17 protein-coding genes, 1 tRNA gene and 1 pseudogene are annotated in these 18,645 nt (G+C 63.0%); 9 read left to right on the top strand and 10 right to left on the bottom strand.

Going from position 1 to position 18,645, the window contains the following annotated elements:
• Positions 1-237 precede the first annotated feature (237 nt).
• Entirely contained in the window at positions 238-594 is a 357-nt protein-coding gene (locus P9236_RS11965) for a hypothetical protein (RefSeq protein ID WP_278074821.1), read from the top strand.
• Positions 595-841: 247 nt separating this feature from the next.
• Here the strand turns inward: P9236_RS11965 and P9236_RS11960 are convergent, their stop codons facing one another.
• On the bottom strand, positions 842-1,552 hold the full coding sequence (locus P9236_RS11960) for an SIMPL domain-containing protein (protein ID WP_278074820.1): 711 nt from the start codon (positions 1,550-1,552) through the stop codon (positions 842-844).
• 222 nt (positions 1,553-1,774) lie between these two features.
• Here P9236_RS11960 and P9236_RS11955 point away from each other — a divergent pair.
• Positions 1,775-1,850: transfer RNA gene (locus P9236_RS11955), tRNA-Ile, on the top strand.
• 143 nt (positions 1,851-1,993) lie between these two features.
• Here the strand turns inward: P9236_RS11955 and P9236_RS11950 are convergent.
• From P9236_RS11950 to P9236_RS11930, 5 genes and pseudogenes are all read right to left on the bottom strand, one after another.
• Positions 1,994-2,482: pseudogene (locus P9236_RS11950) on the bottom strand (site-specific integrase); the annotation flags it as partial.
• Positions 2,483-3,046: 564 nt separating this feature from the next.
• Positions 3,047-3,301, bottom strand: a complete 255-nt coding sequence (locus tag P9236_RS11945; RefSeq protein WP_278074819.1) for a hypothetical protein — start codon at positions 3,299-3,301, stop codon at positions 3,047-3,049.
• A 598-nt stretch (positions 3,302-3,899) separates the two neighbouring features.
• Entirely contained in the window at positions 3,900-4,838 is a 939-nt protein-coding gene (locus tag P9236_RS11940; protein ID WP_278074818.1) for a dihydrodipicolinate synthase family protein, read from the bottom strand.
• Positions 4,831-5,817 (bottom strand): Gfo/Idh/MocA family oxidoreductase, encoded by a 987-nt coding sequence (locus P9236_RS11935; protein ID WP_278074817.1) that lies wholly within the window; start codon positions 5,815-5,817, stop codon positions 4,831-4,833. The genes P9236_RS11940 and P9236_RS11935 overlap by 8 nt, the downstream gene beginning before the upstream one ends.
• Positions 5,814-6,788, bottom strand: coding sequence for a Gfo/Idh/MocA family oxidoreductase (locus tag P9236_RS11930; protein ID WP_278074816.1), 975 nt, complete (start codon positions 6,786-6,788; stop codon positions 5,814-5,816). The genes P9236_RS11935 and P9236_RS11930 overlap by 4 nt, the downstream gene beginning before the upstream one ends.
• 124 nt (positions 6,789-6,912) lie before the next feature.
• On the opposite strand from P9236_RS11930, the gene P9236_RS11925 reads away from it, so the two are divergent.
• From P9236_RS11925 to P9236_RS11895, 7 genes are all read left to right on the top strand, one after another.
• Positions 6,913-7,617 carry a FadR/GntR family transcriptional regulator gene (locus P9236_RS11925; protein ID WP_278075000.1) on the top strand — a complete coding sequence of 235 codons (705 nt, stop codon included), beginning with the start codon at positions 6,913-6,915 and terminating at the stop codon, positions 7,615-7,617.
• 20 nt (positions 7,618-7,637) lie between these two features.
• Positions 7,638-9,224, top strand: coding sequence for an ABC transporter substrate-binding protein (locus tag P9236_RS11920; protein ID WP_278074815.1), 1,587 nt, complete (start codon positions 7,638-7,640; stop codon positions 9,222-9,224).
• A 70-nt stretch (positions 9,225-9,294) separates the two neighbouring features.
• Positions 9,295-10,254 (top strand): ABC transporter permease, encoded by a 960-nt coding sequence (locus P9236_RS11915; RefSeq protein WP_278074814.1) that lies wholly within the window; start codon positions 9,295-9,297, stop codon positions 10,252-10,254.
• Between the two features lie 17 nt (positions 10,255-10,271).
• Positions 10,272-11,144, top strand: a complete 873-nt coding sequence (locus P9236_RS11910; RefSeq protein ID WP_278074813.1) for an ABC transporter permease — start codon at positions 10,272-10,274, stop codon at positions 11,142-11,144.
• Positions 11,145-11,158: 14 nt separating this feature from the next.
• Positions 11,159-12,076: a dihydrodipicolinate synthase family protein gene (locus P9236_RS11905; protein ID WP_278074812.1), complete on the top strand. Its 918-nt coding sequence runs from the start codon at positions 11,159-11,161 to the stop codon at positions 12,074-12,076.
• A 4-nt stretch (positions 12,077-12,080) separates the two neighbouring features.
• Positions 12,081-13,088, top strand: coding sequence for an ABC transporter ATP-binding protein (locus P9236_RS11900; protein WP_278074999.1), 1,008 nt, complete (start codon positions 12,081-12,083; stop codon positions 13,086-13,088).
• A 2-nt stretch (positions 13,089-13,090) separates the two neighbouring features.
• Complete coding sequence (locus P9236_RS11895) at positions 13,091-14,056, top strand: ABC transporter ATP-binding protein (protein WP_278074811.1); 966 nt, start codon at positions 13,091-13,093, stop codon at positions 14,054-14,056.
• Positions 14,057-14,187: 131 nt separating this feature from the next.
• Here the strand turns inward: P9236_RS11895 and nadC are convergent, their stop codons facing one another.
• The 4 genes from nadC to P9236_RS11875 form a co-directional block, all read right to left on the bottom strand.
• Positions 14,188-15,069: a carboxylating nicotinate-nucleotide diphosphorylase gene (gene nadC / locus P9236_RS11890; RefSeq protein WP_278074810.1), complete on the bottom strand. Its 882-nt coding sequence runs from the start codon at positions 15,067-15,069 to the stop codon at positions 14,188-14,190.
• Between the two features lie 2 nt (positions 15,070-15,071).
• Complete coding sequence (locus P9236_RS11885; RefSeq protein ID WP_278074809.1) at positions 15,072-16,607, bottom strand: L-aspartate oxidase; 1,536 nt, start codon at positions 16,605-16,607, stop codon at positions 15,072-15,074.
• A complete protein-coding gene (nadA, locus tag P9236_RS11880) occupies positions 16,604-17,578 on the bottom strand; it encodes a quinolinate synthase NadA (protein ID WP_278074808.1) in 975 nt (324 codons plus the stop codon). The genes P9236_RS11885 and nadA overlap by 4 nt, the downstream gene beginning before the upstream one ends.
• A gap of 66 nt (positions 17,579-17,644) precedes the next feature.
• Positions 17,645-18,613, bottom strand: a complete 969-nt coding sequence (locus tag P9236_RS11875; RefSeq protein ID WP_278074807.1) for a hypothetical protein — start codon at positions 18,611-18,613, stop codon at positions 17,645-17,647.
• Between the last annotated feature and the right edge of the window lie 32 nt (positions 18,614-18,645).

The raw sequence follows: 18,645 nt of genomic DNA, 5'->3' as shown, positions 1-18,645 counted from the left end.
TCCTTGATGACAAACCGGACGGGTCGCATCTTGAGCCTTGATGGGAACCGAGCGCGCCGCGGCGCGTTCCCGGCTCCAGATTTTGAGCGAGCGGGGCGAGGATTTGCATTTCCCTCCACATGAACCGGACATGAACGGCCGGTTCGCAAAAAGTTCAGACACGAAAAGGCATTTTGCGATCATTGGTTCGCCAATCATCAGTTCAAGGGCGACAAGCCCACAACAAGGAGAGAGACGATGTTCAACCAGATCAAGACGGCAGCCCTTTCGGCACTTGTCGGACTTGGCACGCTCGGCGCTATCCCGGCGCATGCGGACAGCCTCTATCTCGGCTTCGGCAACAGCCAGGACCCGCGTTTCGGCGTGTATACCGGCGATGATGACGGTTATTACCGTCGTGACTGGCGCCGGGATCGCGACTGGCGCGGCTGCTCGCCGGACCGCGCGCTCGACAAGGCCGAGCGCATGGGCCTGCATCGCGCCCGCATCGTCGACGTCAGCCGGCGCACGGTGAAGGTCGTCGGCCGGCAGTATGGCGACCGCGTGGTGGTGGTCTTCGCCAACGAGCGCGGCTGCCCGATCATCTATCGCTGAGGGCGAAATCGCCAGGAAGGAAGATCCCCTAGAGGATCGCCTATCAGTGCCGGCACCCTTCAGCCAGCCTGAAGCGAACGGCTCGAAAAACCCCGGAGGATCGGTCCTCCGGGGTTTCGTTTGTGGTCCGAAACGTGACCTGCAGCGCCGCGCGTCGTTTCGGAAGCGTAAAAGGACGCCGTAGCATTTTGATTTTGCGCATGGTCCTTTCCGAACTGAAGGTTGGGCGTCGTGCGCAAGGCGGACGTCACTTCAGCTCGAACGTGACGGTGACCTGGACGGAGTAGGAATTCTCCCCGGCCTGCACCGGCACGGCCGCGCGAGCCGCGTCGAAGGCCTTGGCGTTCATCGGCATCGGTACCGGCGCGACGTTCTGGTCGGTGATCTCGATGACCCTGCCAAGGCTGACGCCGGCGGCCTCCGCAAGCGTCTTGGCCTTGGCGATCGCGTCGGCAACAGCCTTCTTGCGCGCCTCGGCGACGGTGGCCTTCGGATCGTCATTGGTGAAGGCGATGCCGCCGCCCTGGTTGACGCCGAGAGACACCGCCTTGTCGAGTATGTCGCCGGTCTTGTCGACGTCGCGCACCCGCACCGACAGCGTGTTGGTCACCTGGTAGGCGACGAGCTCTGCTTCCTGGCTGCCGTCGGCCTTGTTGGTGTAGTTGTAGCGCGGATTGATCTGGATGCCGGCCGTCTGCAGGTCGCGATCGGCGATGCCCGCCGATTTCATCGCCGCGATCACCGCGGCCATGGCGTCGTTGTTGGCGTCGAGCGCGGCGCGCGCGGTCTTTCCCTCGCGCATGACGCTGAGGGTCAGGATTGCCATGTCCGGCGCCACGGTCGCTTCGCCCTCGCCGGATACGACAATGCGCGGAGGCGGCTGCGTGTCGGCGGCGCTTGCCAGCGCCGGAAACGCGATCGCGGCAGCGAGCGCGACAGGCAAAAGACGTCTGGTCATGAAAACTCCTCGAGATCTGCGATCCGGTATCCCTGCCACCTTCTGCCCGACTCGAAAAACGCGTCGATTCCCGGCAATGCGGTGCTGGCCCGAACCTGTTCACGCGCCCTATGGGCGCGCACGCCGCTGTACGGAGCGAATATGGGCTGATTTTGGCGTTTGTCGCCAGCGCGTTCGAAAGCCTTGTGCGGCGGAGCGAAAAACACTAAGCCAGCCCGCGTGGGGCCTGTAGCTCAATGGTTAGAGCCGGCGGCTCATAACCGCTTGGTTGGGGGTTCGAGTCCCTCCGGGCCCACCATTATCGTTATTTATCAATGCTTTATAGGGTGGTTCGCCACGAGGTTCGCCAATAGGTTCGCCAAGCATCGGCTTGCGCGTCACCAGACGCACGACTCGATCCATCCCCTGTACCGCCAGTCGAACCTGCGAGGCCTCGCGCGAATAGAGCTCGGCATGGTCGATATCGTCGTGACCGAGCACGTCCATAAGCTGCCTGGTTGATGCCTCGGCTTCGGCCAGATAGACGCCAAGCGACTTCCGCAAGCCATGCAGCGTTAAGCCCTTCGGAAGACCGGCAAGCTTGCACCAATGCGCCATCATTCCAGTCAGTGACTTGGCGGAGAAGGGCTCCCCATAGCCGTTGACCAGAACGGTCTCGCCGCGCCTGTCAGCCGCATCCAGGATCTCGGACAGCATCGGTGTGATCGGCACGAAAAGCCGTTTACCACCTGTTCGTCCCTTGTTCTTGGCCTGAACGATATCAAACCCGTCGAAGTGACGCTCGACACCATCGATGAAGACACGGCGGGTGACCCTCTGATCCCATCGCAGCCCGGCGACATCGCCGCGGCGGTTGCCGAGCCAAAGCGCCAAACCGTAGCAAGTGCGTGCTGCGGTGCCGAGTTGCCAACGGTTTTCAAACTGAGCCATGGCCTCACGCGACCATGCTTTCCAGCCGGCATAGGCGGGCCGCCACTCGACTGCCGCGGTGGGGTCGATTTCAATCCAGTCTTGCCGCCGCGCGACATAGATCAGCTTGCGTATGCCGACCAATAGGTGTTTGGCCTTGTGGGGCGTGGCGATGAAGCGGCCTAGAAGCTCTTCAACATGGATGCGTCTAAGATTCTTAACCGGCACGTTCCGCCAGATGAGTGGGTGATCAGGGACCACCCGCAGTTCTAAAAACTCTTCGATGAGCCGCGTGTTCTTGCGCTTGCTGGCTTCGTCAAGCGCCAGCCACTTGACTGAGATCTTCAATCGTTGAAAGGCGGCTCCAAACGTGCCGGGTAAGGCAGCTCCCGGCATTTGGACGACGGGCGCCGTGGGGACTTTCCGGCCCTCGACCGCTGCTTGGTAGGCATCCTTGAAACCGCGTTGGTTGGGCGCCGGCAGACTAACAACACGCTCCTTCGTCCGATAGCGCCAGCGCAGTTTTCCGTGGCGATCAGTGTAGGAGGAGAGGCCGGGATATTTGTCGGTCATGGCAGAATGAATCTATTCCCTGCGATGATTCCCTTGCAACAGGAAGTCGACGATATTCTCTTCATCGTCTCCAGGTAGTTCGGCAAACGCGGCTTCGAGTTTCAAGCGATCCCAAATCACGCGGCCGTCAACCTTCTTCGGCCTCGGCATGCGGTGGTCAGCGACCATTTGATCGAATTTGGTCACCCCCACGCCAACGTACCGGGCGGCTTCTTCACGCGACAGACCCCGAGGAGGATAGGAGAAGGAGTCGCTTTTCATGACCATGCCCACCTGCGGTCCCCGCGACTTTGCGGGTGGATTTCTGTGCAGCGATTGGGATCTAGATCGTGACAGCAACCTCCGGAAGAGACGTGGGACGGACTGTGCGGTGAATTACTGTCGAGGCGTATGAACGGGATCGTTTGGTCGTCCGCAATGTAACCTCGAGGAGTCGAGTCGAAGGTCCGCTACCACCATCCCAACGACGGGAAGAGCAGTAGCAGGCCGTTCAGCGGCGCTATGGACGTGACGAGCCACATGGCGCCGTCGGTATCACGTTGTTGTAGCTGAGGGGGCGTAAGCCTCTGCCGCATGTTAAAATAATCTATGCTCGACGGAAAAGCTTTTCCGTCGAAATCACCGAGAGCAAGGGTCTGGTCCGCAAGGTGAAATATTGCGCATAGATCCCACTCTCCAGAAGGTGAAGTCCAACCAGCCGCAGATGACGAACAGCAGCACGGGATAAGATCCAGCCGACCTGCGCGCCAATCTGTCGAGACGTTGGATTGCCTCGTAGTGCAGGGAAGACCGACCGCGCCACGCACGCCTTCAGGTCAATATTTTGCTCAAGACACCGATCTGCTGGGTTCATGGTGCAGCCCCTCTACCACCACTCCGGAAAGCTCGTACGAACCGCCGTTGCCAACGGCACGATCTCAGCATCGGGGACGCAACAGTATGGCCACAAAAGGCGCGGGCCGATGTTGCCCCAGCCGCCGGCCGCAGCCATTGCCTTGTCCAGCGCGGCGTCGCTGACCTGACAACGCTCGCGGAGCGGCAATACGTGATCGGCCAAGAATGCCCCTATGCGCGCCTGCATCTCGATAGCATCCGGTGCGCCGCTCAATATCTGCTGCCACCACGACAACGCACCCTTTGGACTGAGACAGGCGACATTGGAATAGCTGCCGTGGGCGCCTTGAGCGTAACCAGTCGCCAGCGTATGCCCGGGCACGAATACCGAGAAACCCGGCAGCAGCTTTCGCATCTCATCGAACCAGTTCTCGTCGCCTCCCGGTAGCTTGGCGCCGATCAATGTCGGCACTGCCTCCCGGAGGCGCGCTATAGCCTGCAACGTAAGCCGTCGTTTCGCATGCGGCGGGTTGTAGAGGACAAGGGGGAGGCTTGGCGCCGTCTCGGCGAGGCCCTTCGCGAAACGCCAAATCTCATCGTCGCTCGGCGGCCACCAGTCGGGCACGGTGAACTGGATGGCTGAAGGCGACAACTCCACAACACGCCGCAGACGCTCGCGCGCCACGCGCGCGTTCGACTGGCTAATGCCAATCTGGAAAAGAACACCGGCACGATCTGCCTCCTCCGCGACCAACGCGCTCAGTCTGTCGAACTCGTCTTCGGTCTGAGAGTGGAACTCGCATGCCGTGCCGTTCGAATAGATGCCGTCGACGCCGGAGGCGCACAGGCTGGCAATGGTTTCGCGCGTCGCGCTCCAGTCGATCTCACCATCCTCGCCGACAGCAAGCAGGACGGCGCCCCAGATGCCTCGCGGCGCGTTGGCGGGCAGGGCGGCGAGATGGTCAGGCAAGTTCTTCCTCCCTGCGGCTTTTGTTCGATCGGTATGCAGCCTCGATAATGGCGATGATCTTGCGGCCATAGTTACCGGTCACGGTGACCGGCGCATCGTTAAGGATCGCGTCGCGCAAATGTGTCCATTCGCGGATAACGGCATCGTGCATCCAGTTTGGCTCGAATGAGTTCGGCAGATCGGTCAATCGGGTGCCGCGACCGAGCGACGTGCCCCGGTCCATGTCGATCCGCAGCGTGCCGTGCTCGCAGACCAAATCCATTGCGAAACTGGCGACGCCGTCGCGGTAGCCGACGCTTTGGATCTGGCCGATGCCACCGCCTGCGAAGCGGAGGCTGAGCATTGAGGCGTCGTCCGCCTCTTGGTCATGGAATTTGGCGCCGAGCATGGCGCCGACCGAGACGACGTCGTCGTCCATCAGCCAGACCAGCCGGTCGAGCGCATGAATCCCCGCGGTCATGAGCATACCGCCGCCGGTTCCATAGCCGAGATGCCAATCCCGCCGGTTCTGCTCCATCCACAACTTGATCATCCAGCTTGAAGCGATCAGCGGGCGGCCGAGCGACCCCTCGGCGAGCGCCTCCTTTGCCGCCATGCAAGGGCGTGAGAAATGCATCAGATGGCCGACCATCAACTTGACGCCATTCGCAGCGGCCGCGGCATTGATCGCGTCGCAGGCGGCGGCGGTCGGAGCCATCGGCTTCTCCAGCAGGATGTGCTTTCCGGCCTGTGCCGCGCCGATCGCCATCTCCGTGTGCAGATGGTGCGGCGTGGCGATGAGAACGGCATCGACATCCCTGTCTTCGACGAGTGCGCGCCAGTCCCTGTAGCCGCGGCCGCCGTGCTCGGCGGTGAAGGCGCTAAGCGCGGGCTCGTCGTTGCGGCATGCCGCGACAAGGCGGACGCCATCTACCTTTTCGATCGCATGCGCGTGCGCGGCGCCAAAATGCCCGGCGCCGATAATCCCAACTCCAATCATTCTCGTGCCTTCCGGTAAGCGGTATCGATGAGCGACATTGCCGCGACGTAGTCATTGAGAGAGATCGTCGCCGGCTCGTTTCGCGCCAGCCGGCCGAAAGTGTCGCGCATGCAAAGGCGGTAGCGCGTCGCCGGCCGTTCCGGCGTGAGCTCTGTGCCTGCTCCATCATCCAGGCTGGCCGAGATAGCTTTGTCGCCGTGATCGATCAAAGTCGCGTTGGCGCTGACGATGCGCCATTCGAAATCACCGCCGGGGCGCATGGATGCAAAGGTATAGCCCGCCTCGACGGTGAACATCGCACCGGTTTCGTCCTCGAGCACCAGCAGGGCATAGTCTTCGACAGGTGAATTGTGGATGCGGTTGCCCACATATGCCGTTTTCAGCCTGAGGCGGCCGGCAGCGAGGTCGAGCGCGGCGTCGATGCCGTGGATGCCCAGATTGCGCAACGCGCCTCCGCCGCCGATTTCTGGGTCGGCCATCCAGGCTACCCCATCTTGCGCATAGCGTTCGGGCGGGCCGTTGACGATCCTGAAGTGGCCATGCGCAACGGTCCCGGCGCGGCCTTGCTGCTGCAGCTTGCGGAACGCGGTGACCGCTGGCCCGAAGCGGTTGGGGAACGGCACGCTCACGAAGGCACTTCGACGCCGGCTCAGCTCGAGCAGTTCCGACAAAATCTCGGTGTTGCTTGCCGCCGGCTTCTCAAGGATCAACGGAATGCCTGCATCAATAATCCGGCGCGCCCGCTCCGGCACACTGCGGGGATGTCCCATCAGAAGAATGACGTCGGCTCCGGCCGCGAGCACATCGTCGAAGCGATCGATTGAGCAGTACAGCGAATTCGACCGCGCAAACATCTTTGCGTGTTGTTGATTCTCGTCCCAAACACCGATGATTTCGCCGCCGGCGGCGCGGGCAGCGTCCAGGTGCATTCCGGCGTGCCAGTGGCTCGAACCGGCAAGAATGATCTTCATGTGCAGGCGCTTTCCTTTACTGCTTGCAGGATATCCTACAAGTCGCTATCAGTACAAGCCGACAACGCTCATTTCGTGGAAGCATGCGGAAATGGCCAAGGAGGAAGAAGCAAACGTGCAGGCGATGAAGTCGCTCGAGCCACTCAATCGCCCACCCTTGCTGCATGTCACGGTGCAGGAGAGCCTCAGGAACTACATAGAGGCGAACAAGCTCAAGGCCGGGGACGCGCTGCCCCCGGAAACATTCCTTGCCCAGCAGCTCGGTGTCGGACGCAACTCCGTTCGTGAGGCCATCAAGGCGCTGGAGTCGATCGGCATCTTGGAGACGCGCCGAGGCATCGGCGTCTTCGTCAAGGAGTTCTCTTTCAAGCCGCTGCTCGACAATCTCGCTTATGGCTTGCAGGACTCGTTGCGCGACGTCGAGGAGCTCCGCGAAATGCGCCGCGTGCTTGAGACGGGGCTCATCGGCAAGACGGTCGAGATGATCAGCGCCGAGGACATCGAGGCTCTGCGCGGCTTGACCGAGGAAATGCGCCGGCGCGCCGAGCGAAACGAAAGCTTCGCCGCCGAGGACCAGCAGTTCCACCAGCTGCTGTTCCGTTGCCAGAACAACCGAATGCTGAGCGCGCTGATCGACATCTTCTGGATCGCGTTCAACAAGGCATCGAACTTCGCGAACCTGGACAATCCGACGCCCCTCGCCACCTGGCGGGACCATCACGAGATCGTTGAGGCCGTGGCGGCCAAGGATACCGAGCGCGCGCGCCAGCGCCTCGACGATCACTATCGAGGAATCCAGCAAGTCATAGCCAAAAATCGAAACACGTGAAAATGCCAAGGGAGGAAATCATGGGCATAAGGAACACTGCGTGTCGTCTGGCCCTTGCCGGCCTGCTGATCGCCGGAACCGCTTTCGCCGCGGTCGACGAGGCACAGGCTGGCAAGACCATCACCGGCGGCTTCGATGTCGGCCCAGGCGGCTTGCCCAAGAACTTCAACCCGCTCGTGTCGACCGCCGGCTTTACCTGGCTCAGCACCTATTTCGAGCCGCTGGTCGTCTGGAACGCCGAGCTGACCGAGCTGAAAGGCAGTCTTGCCAAGGACTGGAAGGTCAGCGACGACCAGCTGACCTATACATTCAACCTTGCCAAGGAGACCTGGCACGACGGCAAGCCCTTCACCTCCAAGGACGTGAAGTTCACATTCGATCTTGCGAGGAACAAGGCATCGGGCAGCCTGTTTGCCGCCCGCTTGGGCGACATCCAATCGGTCGAGACGCCGGACGACCGCACGGTGGTGATCAAGCTGTCGAAGCCCAATGGCTCCTTCCTCGCCGTCATCACCCAGGTGCTGATCCTGCCTGAGCACGCACTTGCCGGCATCGCGCCAGAACAGCTGGCCAACAGCAAATGGTGGTCGACGACGCCGGTCGGAACGGGTCCGTTCAAATTCAAGCAATATGTGACGGACCAGTATGTCGAGCTCTCCGCGGATGACGACTACCGCGGCGGCAAGCCCAAGGTCGACACGCTCATCAACCGCTATTTCGAGAACCCGGCGGCGGCCGTCGCCGCGCTTCGTGCCGGCGAAATCCAGTTCACCTATGTCGAGCCGGACGACGCCGCCACATTCAAGAACGACAGCAACTACACGCTGATCGAAGGTGGCTCCTACGTGGTCAACTACATCGGCCTCAACCAGAAGGTGGACCTTTTCAAGGACCTGAAGGTGCGCCAGGCAATCATGTATGCGATCGATCGCAATGCGATCGTCAAGAGCCTCTATGGCGGTGCCGCTAAGGTCGCGAACTGCGGCTACGTCGCGCCGCATCTGGTGCCTGAAGGGCTGGAGCCCTACGCCTACGATCCGCAAAAGGCCAAGGCACTGCTCTCCGAGGCCGGCTGGGACAAGATCAACGGCGACAAGCCGATCACCCTGCTGACCTATTACGGCTCGCCGCAGGCCGCCAACGTCATGGCCGCCATCCAGTCGATGCTCGCCCAGGTCGGCGTCAACATCGTGCCGCGTGTCGTCGATACGCCCACCTATAACGGCATCGTCTACAAGCAAGGCACGCCGGACTGGAACGCGTTTCCGATGATCTATGCCGGCCTGCAGAACGGTCCGAATCCGGCGGGGCTCAATCCTGGCCTCAACAAGTCGCAGCTCCCCCCGGCGGGCTTCAACACCATGCGCATCGAGTTCGACGACCTGAGCGCAGCGTTTGATGCCGCTCTCGGGCAGACCGATCCCGCAAAGGTCAACGCTTCCTGGCAGGATGTCTGCAAGGCGATGAACAAGGACCTGCCCTGGGCGACCTTGTGGGTAGCAAATCGCTACGGCGTCGCTTCCAAGAAGTTGAAGGATTTCGTGTGGACGCCGGCTCCGGCGGGCGGCCCCTATGCGGCCCATCCCGAACTCTGGGACATCCAGTGAAATAGATAACTTCGCCATCCAGGCCGGCATCACCATGTGCCGGCCTGGTCAGCCGTCAGACGTGAAAGCCATGCTGAGCTTCATCACCCGCCGCAGCGCCGCAGGATTGTTGATGGTGCTCGCATTGAGCGTCCTGATCTTCCTCCTGCTGCGGCTAGCGCCCGGCGATCCGATCGACGCCTATATCAATCCGTCGGTGCCACTGTCGCCGCAAGACCTGGAGGCACTGCGGCTGCGCCTCGGCCTCGATCAGCCGCTGCCGATCCAGTATCTCGGCTGGCTTCGCGCCGCCCTGTCGGGAGATTTCGGTTATTCGATCCAGCGGAGCGGCGTTGCGGTGCTTCCGCTGGTGCTGGGACGCGTCGGCCCGACGGCGCTTCTCATGGGGACTGGCCTCGCGATAGCGGTTGTCGTCGGAATTGCCGGTGGCATCGTCAGCGCAATTCGACGCAACGCATGGCCCGACATCTCCCTTTCGGTGCTGTCGTTTGTCGGCATTTCCAGTCCGGCGTTCCTGACTGCGTTGCTGGGCCTGTATTTCTTCTCGGTTCTGCTGCGCTGGGCTCCATCCGGCGGTATGCAGACGCCCGGAACGCCATTCTCGGTGTTTGACGTGCTTACACATCTCATCCTTCCCGCCTGCCTGCTGTCGATCGGCCATGCGGCCATGATCATGCGGTATATGCGTTCCTCGCTGCTCGAGGTTCTCAGCCAGGACTATGTGCGCACGGCGCGGGCCAAGGGCGTGCGCGAGTTCTGGGTGATCATGAAACATGCGACGCGCAACGCGCTGCTTCCCGTAATCACCTTGATCGGCTCGACCATCGGTATCGCGGTGGGTGGAGCGATCTTTCTCGAGAGCGTCTTCAACTGGCCGGGCATGGGGCTTTTGCTGGTGAACGCCGTCGGCACCCGCGACTATCCGGTCATCATGGGCGCGACGCTGGTAGTCGGCGCCTGCGTCATCCTTGTCAATCTTCTCACCGACATCGCCTATGCGTTTGTCGATCCGCGCATTCGGGTGTCGTGATGGCCCTAACGATAAGCATGGGACAGGGAGTGCCACGGACAAAGGGTCCGCTGCGCCGGGCATTTGGCCGCTTCATCGCAAACCGCGCCGCACGCGCCGGTCTCATCATCCTGATCCCGATCCTGCTTGCCGTCTCGACCTATCACCTGTGGTGGCCGATCGGGCCGAATGCAATCGATCTCAGGGCAATGAACAAAGGGCCGTCGGTGGCGCATTGGCTGGGCAGCGACGGCGTCGGCCGCGACGTCATGGCGCGTGTCCTTGAGGGCGGTCGCATCTCCCTGATCGTTGCCGTGGGTTCGGTCGCAATCTCGACAGTCATCGGCTTTCTGGTCGGTGCGATCGCCAGTTTCGGCGGCCGCGTGGTCGACAGCACTGTCATGCGCCTCGTCGATCTCGCAATGACCTTGCCGCCTGTGATCTTTCTTCTGGTGCTAGCCTCGATTGCCGGGACGGGGATCATGCCGACCATCCTCGTCATCTCGCTGCTGTCCTGGCCGGTGCTCTCGCGCATGGTCCGCGCACGCCTCATGGAACTGCGCGAACGCGATTTCGTCGTTGCGGCGCGCGGGATGGGTGCGCGCATGCCGCACCTCCTGTTACGCCATGGTTTGCCGAACTCAATCGACATACTAGTCGTCTACGCTACCTTGCAGATCGCCAATGCGATCCTGCTGGAGGCAGGCCTCTCCTTCCTTGGGCTCGGCATACCGCCGCCCGAGGCCAGTTGGGGCAACATGCTCAACCTTGCCCGTTCGACCATCGTGCTGGAGCAGTATCCCTGGCAATGGATGTTTCCCGGCGCGGCCCTCGTGCTTACCGTTCTGGCCATCAACTTCATCGGTGACGGCCTGCGCGACGCCTTCGACCCCAGATCCGATCTCAACTGACCAAAAGGTTCAAAATGCCTCTCTTCACCGGCGTCGTGCCACCCGTCGTCACCCCGCTCAATCCCGATTTCAGTGTCGACTTCCGGTCCTTCACGCGGGTTCTCGAAAATCTCCTGAATGGTGGCGTGCACGGTCTGTTCGTGCTCGGCTCGACCAGTGAGGTCGTGTTCCACGATGAAACCGCCCGCCAGGCGATCGTCGAGCATGCGGTCAAGGTCAATAACGGGCGAGTGCCTCTCTTCGTCGGCGTCATCGACCCGACAACAGATCGCGTCATCAAGCATTCCCGGATTGCCAAGGCGGCTGGTGCCGATGCCATCGTCGTCACCGCGCCGTTCTACACACGGACCAGCCAGCCCGAAATCATCGACCACTTCCGCTACATCAGGGATGCGGTCGATATCCCGATCATCGCCTATGACATTCCAGTCTGCGTCCACGTCAAGCTGGAGCGCAAGACGACCGTGACCATGGCCAGGGAGGGGATCGTGGCCGGACTGAAGGACTCCAGCGGCGACGACGGCAATCTTCGCTACGTGCTGCAGGATATGGCCAGCGACCGCGGCTTCTTCGGCATGACCGGGTCGGAGATCATGGTTGATACCGCGCTGTCGATGGGCGCTCATGGTGTTGTTCCGGGGCTCGCCAATGTCGACCCGCGTGGCTACGTCAAGCTCTGGAATCTCTTACAGGCGGGTGACCACAAGGCTGCTCGGGCCGAACAGGAGCGCCTATTGAAGCTGTTCGAGATCGTGACGATCTCGCTTGGCCGCACAAGCGCCGGCTCGGCCGGCGTCGGCGCCTTCAAGTCGGCGATGCGCAGCCTGGGGATCATCGCCTCGCACACGATGGCGCGCCCGCAGCGCACGTTGAACGACGAAGAGGCGGCGAAGATCGACACCATCCTGCGCGACGTTGGATTGCTTGGCTGAAGCCGTGGGCGCGCTCACCCTCGACGTCTCCGGTCTGCGCGCCGCGTTCCGTATCGCGGGGCGCGAGATCGCTGCAATCCAGGACATCGGCCTGACGATCGCGCCGGGCGAAACCGTCGCGCTCGTCGGCGAGTCGGGATCCGGCAAGTCGGTGACGAGCCTGTCGATCATGGGCTTGCTGCCGCGACGCGTCGGCAGGATCGTCGAGGGATCGATCAGGCTCAGGCGCAAGGACGGCACCGAAGCTGAGCTGACCACCCTTGATGCCGAAGGGTTGCGGCGCATCAGGGGGAACGACATCGGCATGGTGTTTCAGGAGCCGATGACCAGCCTCAATCCGGTCTTCACGGTCGGCGAGCAGATCGCGGAGCCGATCCGCATCCATCTTGGCAAATCGCGACGCGAGGCCGCGCTGGATGCAGTGCGGCTGCTGGTGCAGGTTGGCATTCCGGATCCCGAACGGCGGGCGCTCCAATACCCGCACGAGTTGTCGGGCGGCATGCGCCAGCGCGTGACGATCGCCATGGCGCTTGCCTGCGACCCGACGCTGCTCATTGCCGACGAGCCGACGACGGCGCTCGACGTGACCATCCAGGCACAGATCCTGGAGCTTCTGGAAAAACTGCAGGCAGAGCGCGGCATGAGCATTCTTTTCGTCACCCACAATCTCGGCGTCGTGGCCGAAATCGCCGATCGGGTCGCCGTCATGTATGCGGGACGCATCGTCGAATCCGGACCGGTGGCGCAGGTGTTTTCCCATCCGCGTCACCCCTACACGGTTGGCCTTATGCGCTCCGCGCCGCGCCTCGGCGAGGCGACCGCGCTGAAGGCCGCCGGCACACCGCTGCCCACCATCGCCGGCAATGTTCCCTCTCTGGCCATGCTGCCAAAGGGCTGTGCCTTCGCGCCACGCTGCAGCATGGCGATCGATGCCTGCCGGACCGCCGTGCCGCCACTCCGTCACGTGCCGCCGAGCCAGGAGAGCCGGTGTCTCAGATGGGAGGAACTCTAGCGATGCCGGCCCCCTATCTTTCCGTCCGCAATCTGACCAAGCACTTCGCGCCCCAAGCCTTTTCCCGCGGCCCGATAGTCAAGGCACTTCAGGATGTTTCTTTCGACATCGGGCGTGGCGAAGTCGTCGGGCTCGTCGGCGAATCCGGCTCGGGCAAGACCACGATCGGACGCTCGGTGCTCCGGCTCATCGAGCCGACTTCAGGCGAGATCAGATTCGAGGGGATCGACATCACTAAGCTCGGCGCGACCGAGCTGCGCCGGCAACGGCGCAAGATGCAGTATATCTTCCAGGATCCCTTCGCCAGCCTCTCGCCGCGCATGACGATCGGACAGATCCTGACCGAAGGCCTGGATATCCAGTGCATCGGCAGCAAGGCCGAGCGCCGCGCGCGAGCGAAGGAGGCTCTCCTCGCGGTCGAGCTGCCTTCAGACGCGTTCGACCGCTATGCGCACGAATTCTCCGGCGGTCAGCGGCAGCGCATCGGCATTGCGCGCGCTCTCACGCTGGAGCCTGAATTCATCGTCGCTGACGAGCCTGTATCCGCGCTCGACGTCTCGATCCAGGCGCAAGTCATCAATCTCCTGCACGACCTCAAGCTTCGCCTTGGTCTGACAATGCTGTTCATCTCGCATGACCTCGCGGTCGTCGAATATATCTGCGACATGGTCGTGGTGCTCTATCTGGGGCGGATCATGGAAGTGGCCCCCGCCGCGGAGCTTTATGCGAGCCCGCGACATCCCTACACTCGGGCTTTGCTCTCCGCGATCCCTTCGCTCGACACCGCCGTCAAGGGGCGGCGACAAGTTCTCAACGGCGACGTACCAAGCCCGGCAAATCCGCCGTCGGGCTGCGTTTTCCGGACGCGCTGTCCGTACGCCGTCGAAGCTTGCGCTGAGGTGGCGCCTGCCTTGACAGAGGTCGCTCCCCGGCACCGGAAGGCCTGCATCCGCGACGACATCGTGTGAAGCGAATTGTTGAGATGGCCGCTGCGCATGCCCGCAACGAAGATCCGGTGATGATCGAGTATCTGAAGACGCGGCCGAACCGGGCGCGGCTATGTGTGGTCCGAGCTTCAGCGTCTTTTTCTACGCTGTGCTCAGTTCAAAAGCTTGTTCTTATTCACATCGACGACCGCGTCCAAGCCGATGTCGAGGATCGGCGCGCTATGCGTGATCCAGCCAACGGAAATCAGGTCGACCCCGGTCGCGGCGATTGCGGGTGCAGTCTGCACGCTTATCTGGCCAGATGCTTCGGTGATGGCGCGGCCACCCACCATCGCAACCGCGTGGGTCAGTTGCTCGACGGACATGTTGTCCAGCAGCACCGCGTCGACGCCCGTCGCTAGTGCGACATCGAGCTGTTCAAGTGTGTCGACCTCGACTTCGATCTTCACCATGTGACCTGCAGCTGCCCGCGCCCGCTCGATGGCCGTGCGGATATCGCCAGCGATTGCAATATGGTTGTCCTTGATAAGCATGGCGTCGTCGAGACCGAAGCGGTGATTGACCCCGCCGCCCGCGCGCACGGCATATTTTTCCAGGGCGCGCAGGCCGGGCGTCGTCTTTCGCGTGCAGACGATTCGAGCCTTATGGCCGCGAACGGCCTCGACGAGCGCTGCTGTCGCCGTCGCAATGCCGCTCAAGCGGCACAGGAAGTTGAGCGCCGTGCGCTCGGCGGCGAGCAGGGAGCGTGCCGGCCCGCTCACGCTGGCGATGGTTTCACCCGCCGCGATTTCGCTGCCGTCAGGGCGCTGCATCCGCAGGTCGATCGTCGATTCGATGAGCAGGAAGGCGTAGGCAGCCAGATCGAGCCCGGCAATCACGCCGGCCTGCCGCGCGGTAAGCGCAAACGTAGCGGTGCTGTCATAAGGGATAACTGCATCGCTTGTCAGATCGCCGCCTCTGCCCAGGTCCTCCAGCAGCGCACTGCGCACAATCGGTTCGATAACGATCGAGGGTAGAGGCAATGGTGACGTCATTGTTAAGCGATCCTTGCTGGGGCTGGGTTGCTAAGGGCGACTGACGCGTTGAAGGCCTCGTCGAGCGTCAACGGCAGCGATCGTGGCCGTGCATCGCGCTGCGGGAAATCGCTCCGAAAGTGCGAGCCCCGGCTTCCCTCGCGGCGAAGGGCGGCGATCGTGATCATCAGCGCGACAAGCGCGGGATCGGACGCCGCTTCGCCTGCGTTGGCAATCGGCGCCAGGGCTCTCGCCGCATTACGCAGCGCTTCGCCGTCGCGTTCGATGCCGAGCGCGCGTGAGACAACCGGGCGGATGCGCGAGGCATCGGCTCGCGGCGGCACGATCGCGGGCTTCAGCCGCCTGGGCATGCCCGGAGAGGCGGCGGCGACGCTTGCCGCGACCCAGGCGGCGGACACTACGGCTTCGATGAGCGAATTGCTGGCAAGGCGATTGGCGCCGTGCAGCCCGGTCCGGGCAACCTCGCCACAGGCCCACAGGCCGGCAACCGTGCTGCGGCCCTCGGCATCCACGACCACGCCGCCCATATGATAATGCGCGGCGGGACGCACGGGGATCGGCTGCAAGGCGGGATCGATTCCGGCCTCGCGGCAGAGCGATGCGATCGCCGGAAAGCGTTCGGTGAATCTCGGTCCGAGACACTGCTGCGCATCGAGGAACACCCGATGTCCGGCGCGAAGCTCGCGCCAAACGCCCCGTGCCACGACATCGCGCGACGCGAGCTCGCCGCCTGGTGTGTCGCCAAGAAAGCGCCGGCCGTGCTCGTCGACGAGCACCGCGCCTTCGCCACGCACCGCTTCGCTGACCAACGGCATCGGACGCCGCGGGCCGTCGAGCGCGGTCGGATGGAACTGCACGAACTCGAGATCGGCGAGCTCCGCGCCGGCACGCGCGGCCAGCGCCAGGCCCTGGCCGAACGAACCGAGCGGGTTCGTCGTGTGGTCGAACAACCCGCCGATGCCGCCGGTCGCGAGCACCACGCGGCCCGTGGTAAGCGAGACGGCGTCGCCGTCTCCAACCACGAGCATGCCGGTGATTTCGCCGTCCTCAACGAACAGGCGCCGGGCTTCGACGCCTTCGAGGATCGTTATCGAAGGTGTGCGCCGCACAGCGACTGCGAGCGCACGCACCAGTTCCCGGCCGGTGGCGTCGCCGCCGGCATGAACGATCCGCCGGCGCGAATGCGCCGCTTCGAGCCCGAGCAGCAACGTGCCACCGGGCGCTCGGTCGAAAGCAACGCCCAATCGCTCGAGGAATTCGATCGCTTGAGAAGCCGCTTCGACCACGCGTCGTACGGCCTTCTCGTCGCAAAGCCCGTCGCCGGCCGCGAGCGTGTCGGCAAGATGCAGGTCGGGATTGTCGTCGGCGCCGAGGCTTGCCGCCAGGCCGCCCTGAGCAAACCCGCTGGAGGTTTCATCGCCCAAAGAGGTCTTGGAGATGATGACGACTGGCTCGGGTGCGAGACGGAGCGCAGTCGCCATGCCGGCAATGCCGCCACCGATGATGACCGGCCGTCCGCCGAGGTGGTGCATGGTCATATGGCGAGCATCCGCTCCACCGCCCGGCTCGCCCGCTCGGCGATGTCCGGATCGATGGTTACGATGTGGCGGTTCTCCTCGAGTGCCGTGCGGATGTTGGCGAGCGTGATGCGCTTCATGTGCGGGCAGAGATTGCAGGGGCGCACGAAATCAACGTCAGGATGTTTGACGGCGACGTTGTCGCTCATCGAGCATTCGGTCATCAGTACGACGCGCGCCGGCCTGTGGCGCCCGACATAGTCGGACATCGCCGCGGTCGACCCCGCGAAATCCGCCATCGCGACGACCTCCGGCGGACACTCGGGATGGGCAAGCACAGTGACGCCGGGATGCGCCTCGCGCAGCTCGCGAATATCGGCGGGCGTGAAGCGCTCATGGACTTCGCAATGCCCCTTCCAGGCGATGATCTCGATCTTTGTCTGCGCCGCGATGTTCTTCGCCAGGTACTCGTCCGGCAGCATGATCACCCGCGATGCGCCGAGCGACTCCACCACCGCCAGTGCGTTGCCCGAAGTGCAACAGATGTCGGACTCGGCCTTCACGGCGGCGGAGGTATTGACGTAGGTCACGACCGGCACGCCGGGATAGCGCTGCCGCATCAGGCGCACATCCGAAGCGGTAATGGAGTCCGCCAGCGAACAGCCGGCGCCGAGGTCCGGAATGAGCACGGTCTTGCCGGGATTGAGGAGCTTGGCCGTCTCGGCCATGAAATGCACGCCGGCGAGCACGATGATGTCCGCGTCGACCGCCATTGCCTTGCGAGCAAGCGCTAGGCTGTCGCCGACGATATCGGCCACGCAATGGAAGATCTCCGGCGTCTGGTAGTTGTGCGCCAGGATGACCGCGTTGCGTTTTCGCTTCAACGCGAAAATGGCTTCGATGTCATCGGTGAAGGCCGGCCATTCGATCGGCGGGATCACCCGGCGCACACGATCGTAGAGGGAGGCGGTGGTCGAAAGCGAAACCGGCACTGGTCCTCCAAATTATTCTCAATTTGAGTATAATTACGATATATACTCACAATGAGAATAAGGGTGTCAAGCCCGCGACAGAGGCAATTTCGTCCCTGCGACAACCCGCTCGTCCAGGACGGCGCGGCGGAAGCGGAAGAGTTTCGCTGGTCGCCCGACCGTGTCGGCGGTTGCCTCTCCCGTCTCTTCGATCAGTTCCTGCTGCTCGATGAGGCGCCGGAAGTTCGGCTTGTGTAAGAGCCTTCCTGAGAGCGCTTCCACGGTGCGTTGCAGTTGCAGGAAGGTGAATGAGGGTGGCAGCAGCTCGAACACGACGGGCCGGTATTTGATCTTTGAGCGCAACCGTGCGATCCCTGTCGCCAGAATGCGACGGTGGTCGGCTGTCATCGAGACGCCAGGGACAGGCGGGGATGCGCCAGGCTGCGGCCCGCGCATCGCTTCCTCGATCAGGGCCGCCTCGTAGAGCAGCTCATAGCGCTGCAGGACCAGCTCTTCATTCCAGTCGGGGCCGTCGAAGCCAAAAGCGATTGCGGCGCGCTGCCGGCGCTCGCGCTTCATCTGGTTTTGGCCGGCGCCGTCCGCCCAGGCGAGCAGGCGCGGCTGCAGAACCTCCGTAATGATCGGCGGGATGCCAGCGCGGTGATCCTCCCATGGGAAATAATCGTACCAGCGCCGCCACGCGCGCTTGGCGGGGCCGGCAGTTTGCTCGGCGCGCGTCAGGGCAAGATAACTGATCGAGATCACCCTCTGCTGGCGCTGCTCGCCGATCCGGTCGCTGTCAGCAAAAGTGTAGAGCTGCTCGATATAGCCGAGCTGGTGGCCGGTCTGCTGTTCTACCCACGCTCGCAGGCCGGACTGCAAGGACCGATGGCCAAGCTCAAACGGACCGGAGGGCAGGGCGCTGCCTTGCTCGACGGTCAGAACACTCGGCCCCTGATCTGTGACCGCCACGACCACTGCGATCAGATCCACGCTGGCATCGTGGACCTTGCTTGAACGTGCCTCTCTCCGGCTTGCTGCCGCGTGGTCCCGCATGTGCCCCCGAGCGTTCGACGCCCAAGGTGCGA

It is taken from the genome of Mesorhizobium sp. WSM4884, assembly GCF_029625675.1.
Taxonomy (GTDB): Bacteria; Pseudomonadota; Alphaproteobacteria; order Rhizobiales; family Rhizobiaceae; genus Mesorhizobium.
This window is presented reverse-complemented; position numbering and strand designations above follow the sequence as displayed.

What these genes read in the sequence shown, in the direction of transcription:
- P9236_RS11965 (WP_278074821.1), top strand. Translation starts at nt 238, where the DNA reads ATGTTCAACCAGATCAAGACGGCAGCCCTTTCGGCACTTGTCGGACTT.
- P9236_RS11960 (WP_278074820.1), bottom strand. Translation starts at nt 1,552, where the DNA reads ATGACCAGACGTCTTTTGCCTGTCGCGCTCGCTGCCGCGATCGCGTTT.
- P9236_RS11945 (WP_278074819.1), bottom strand. Translation starts at nt 3,301, where the DNA reads ATGGTCATGAAAAGCGACTCCTTCTCCTATCCTCCTCGGGGTCTGTCG.
- P9236_RS11935 (WP_278074817.1), bottom strand. Translation starts at nt 5,817, where the DNA reads ATGATTGGAGTTGGGATTATCGGCGCCGGGCATTTTGGCGCCGCGCAC.
- P9236_RS11930 (WP_278074816.1), bottom strand. Translation starts at nt 6,788, where the DNA reads ATGAAGATCATTCTTGCCGGTTCGAGCCACTGGCACGCCGGAATGCAC.
- P9236_RS11925 (WP_278075000.1), top strand. Translation starts at nt 6,913, where the DNA reads ATGAAGTCGCTCGAGCCACTCAATCGCCCACCCTTGCTGCATGTCACG.
- P9236_RS11920 (WP_278074815.1), top strand. Translation starts at nt 7,638, where the DNA reads ATGGGCATAAGGAACACTGCGTGTCGTCTGGCCCTTGCCGGCCTGCTG.
- P9236_RS11915 (WP_278074814.1), top strand. Translation starts at nt 9,295, where the DNA reads ATGCTGAGCTTCATCACCCGCCGCAGCGCCGCAGGATTGTTGATGGTG.
- P9236_RS11910 (WP_278074813.1), top strand. Translation starts at nt 10,272, where the DNA reads ATGGGACAGGGAGTGCCACGGACAAAGGGTCCGCTGCGCCGGGCATTT.
- P9236_RS11905 (WP_278074812.1), top strand. Translation starts at nt 11,159, where the DNA reads ATGCCTCTCTTCACCGGCGTCGTGCCACCCGTCGTCACCCCGCTCAAT.
- P9236_RS11895 (WP_278074811.1), top strand. Translation starts at nt 13,091, where the DNA reads ATGCCGGCCCCCTATCTTTCCGTCCGCAATCTGACCAAGCACTTCGCG.
- nadC (WP_278074810.1), bottom strand. Translation starts at nt 15,069, where the DNA reads ATGACGTCACCATTGCCTCTACCCTCGATCGTTATCGAACCGATTGTG.
- P9236_RS11885 (WP_278074809.1), bottom strand. Translation starts at nt 16,607, where the DNA reads ATGACCATGCACCACCTCGGCGGACGGCCGGTCATCATCGGTGGCGGC.
- P9236_RS11875 (WP_278074807.1), bottom strand. Translation starts at nt 18,613, where the DNA reads ATGCGGGACCACGCGGCAGCAAGCCGGAGAGAGGCACGTTCAAGCAAG.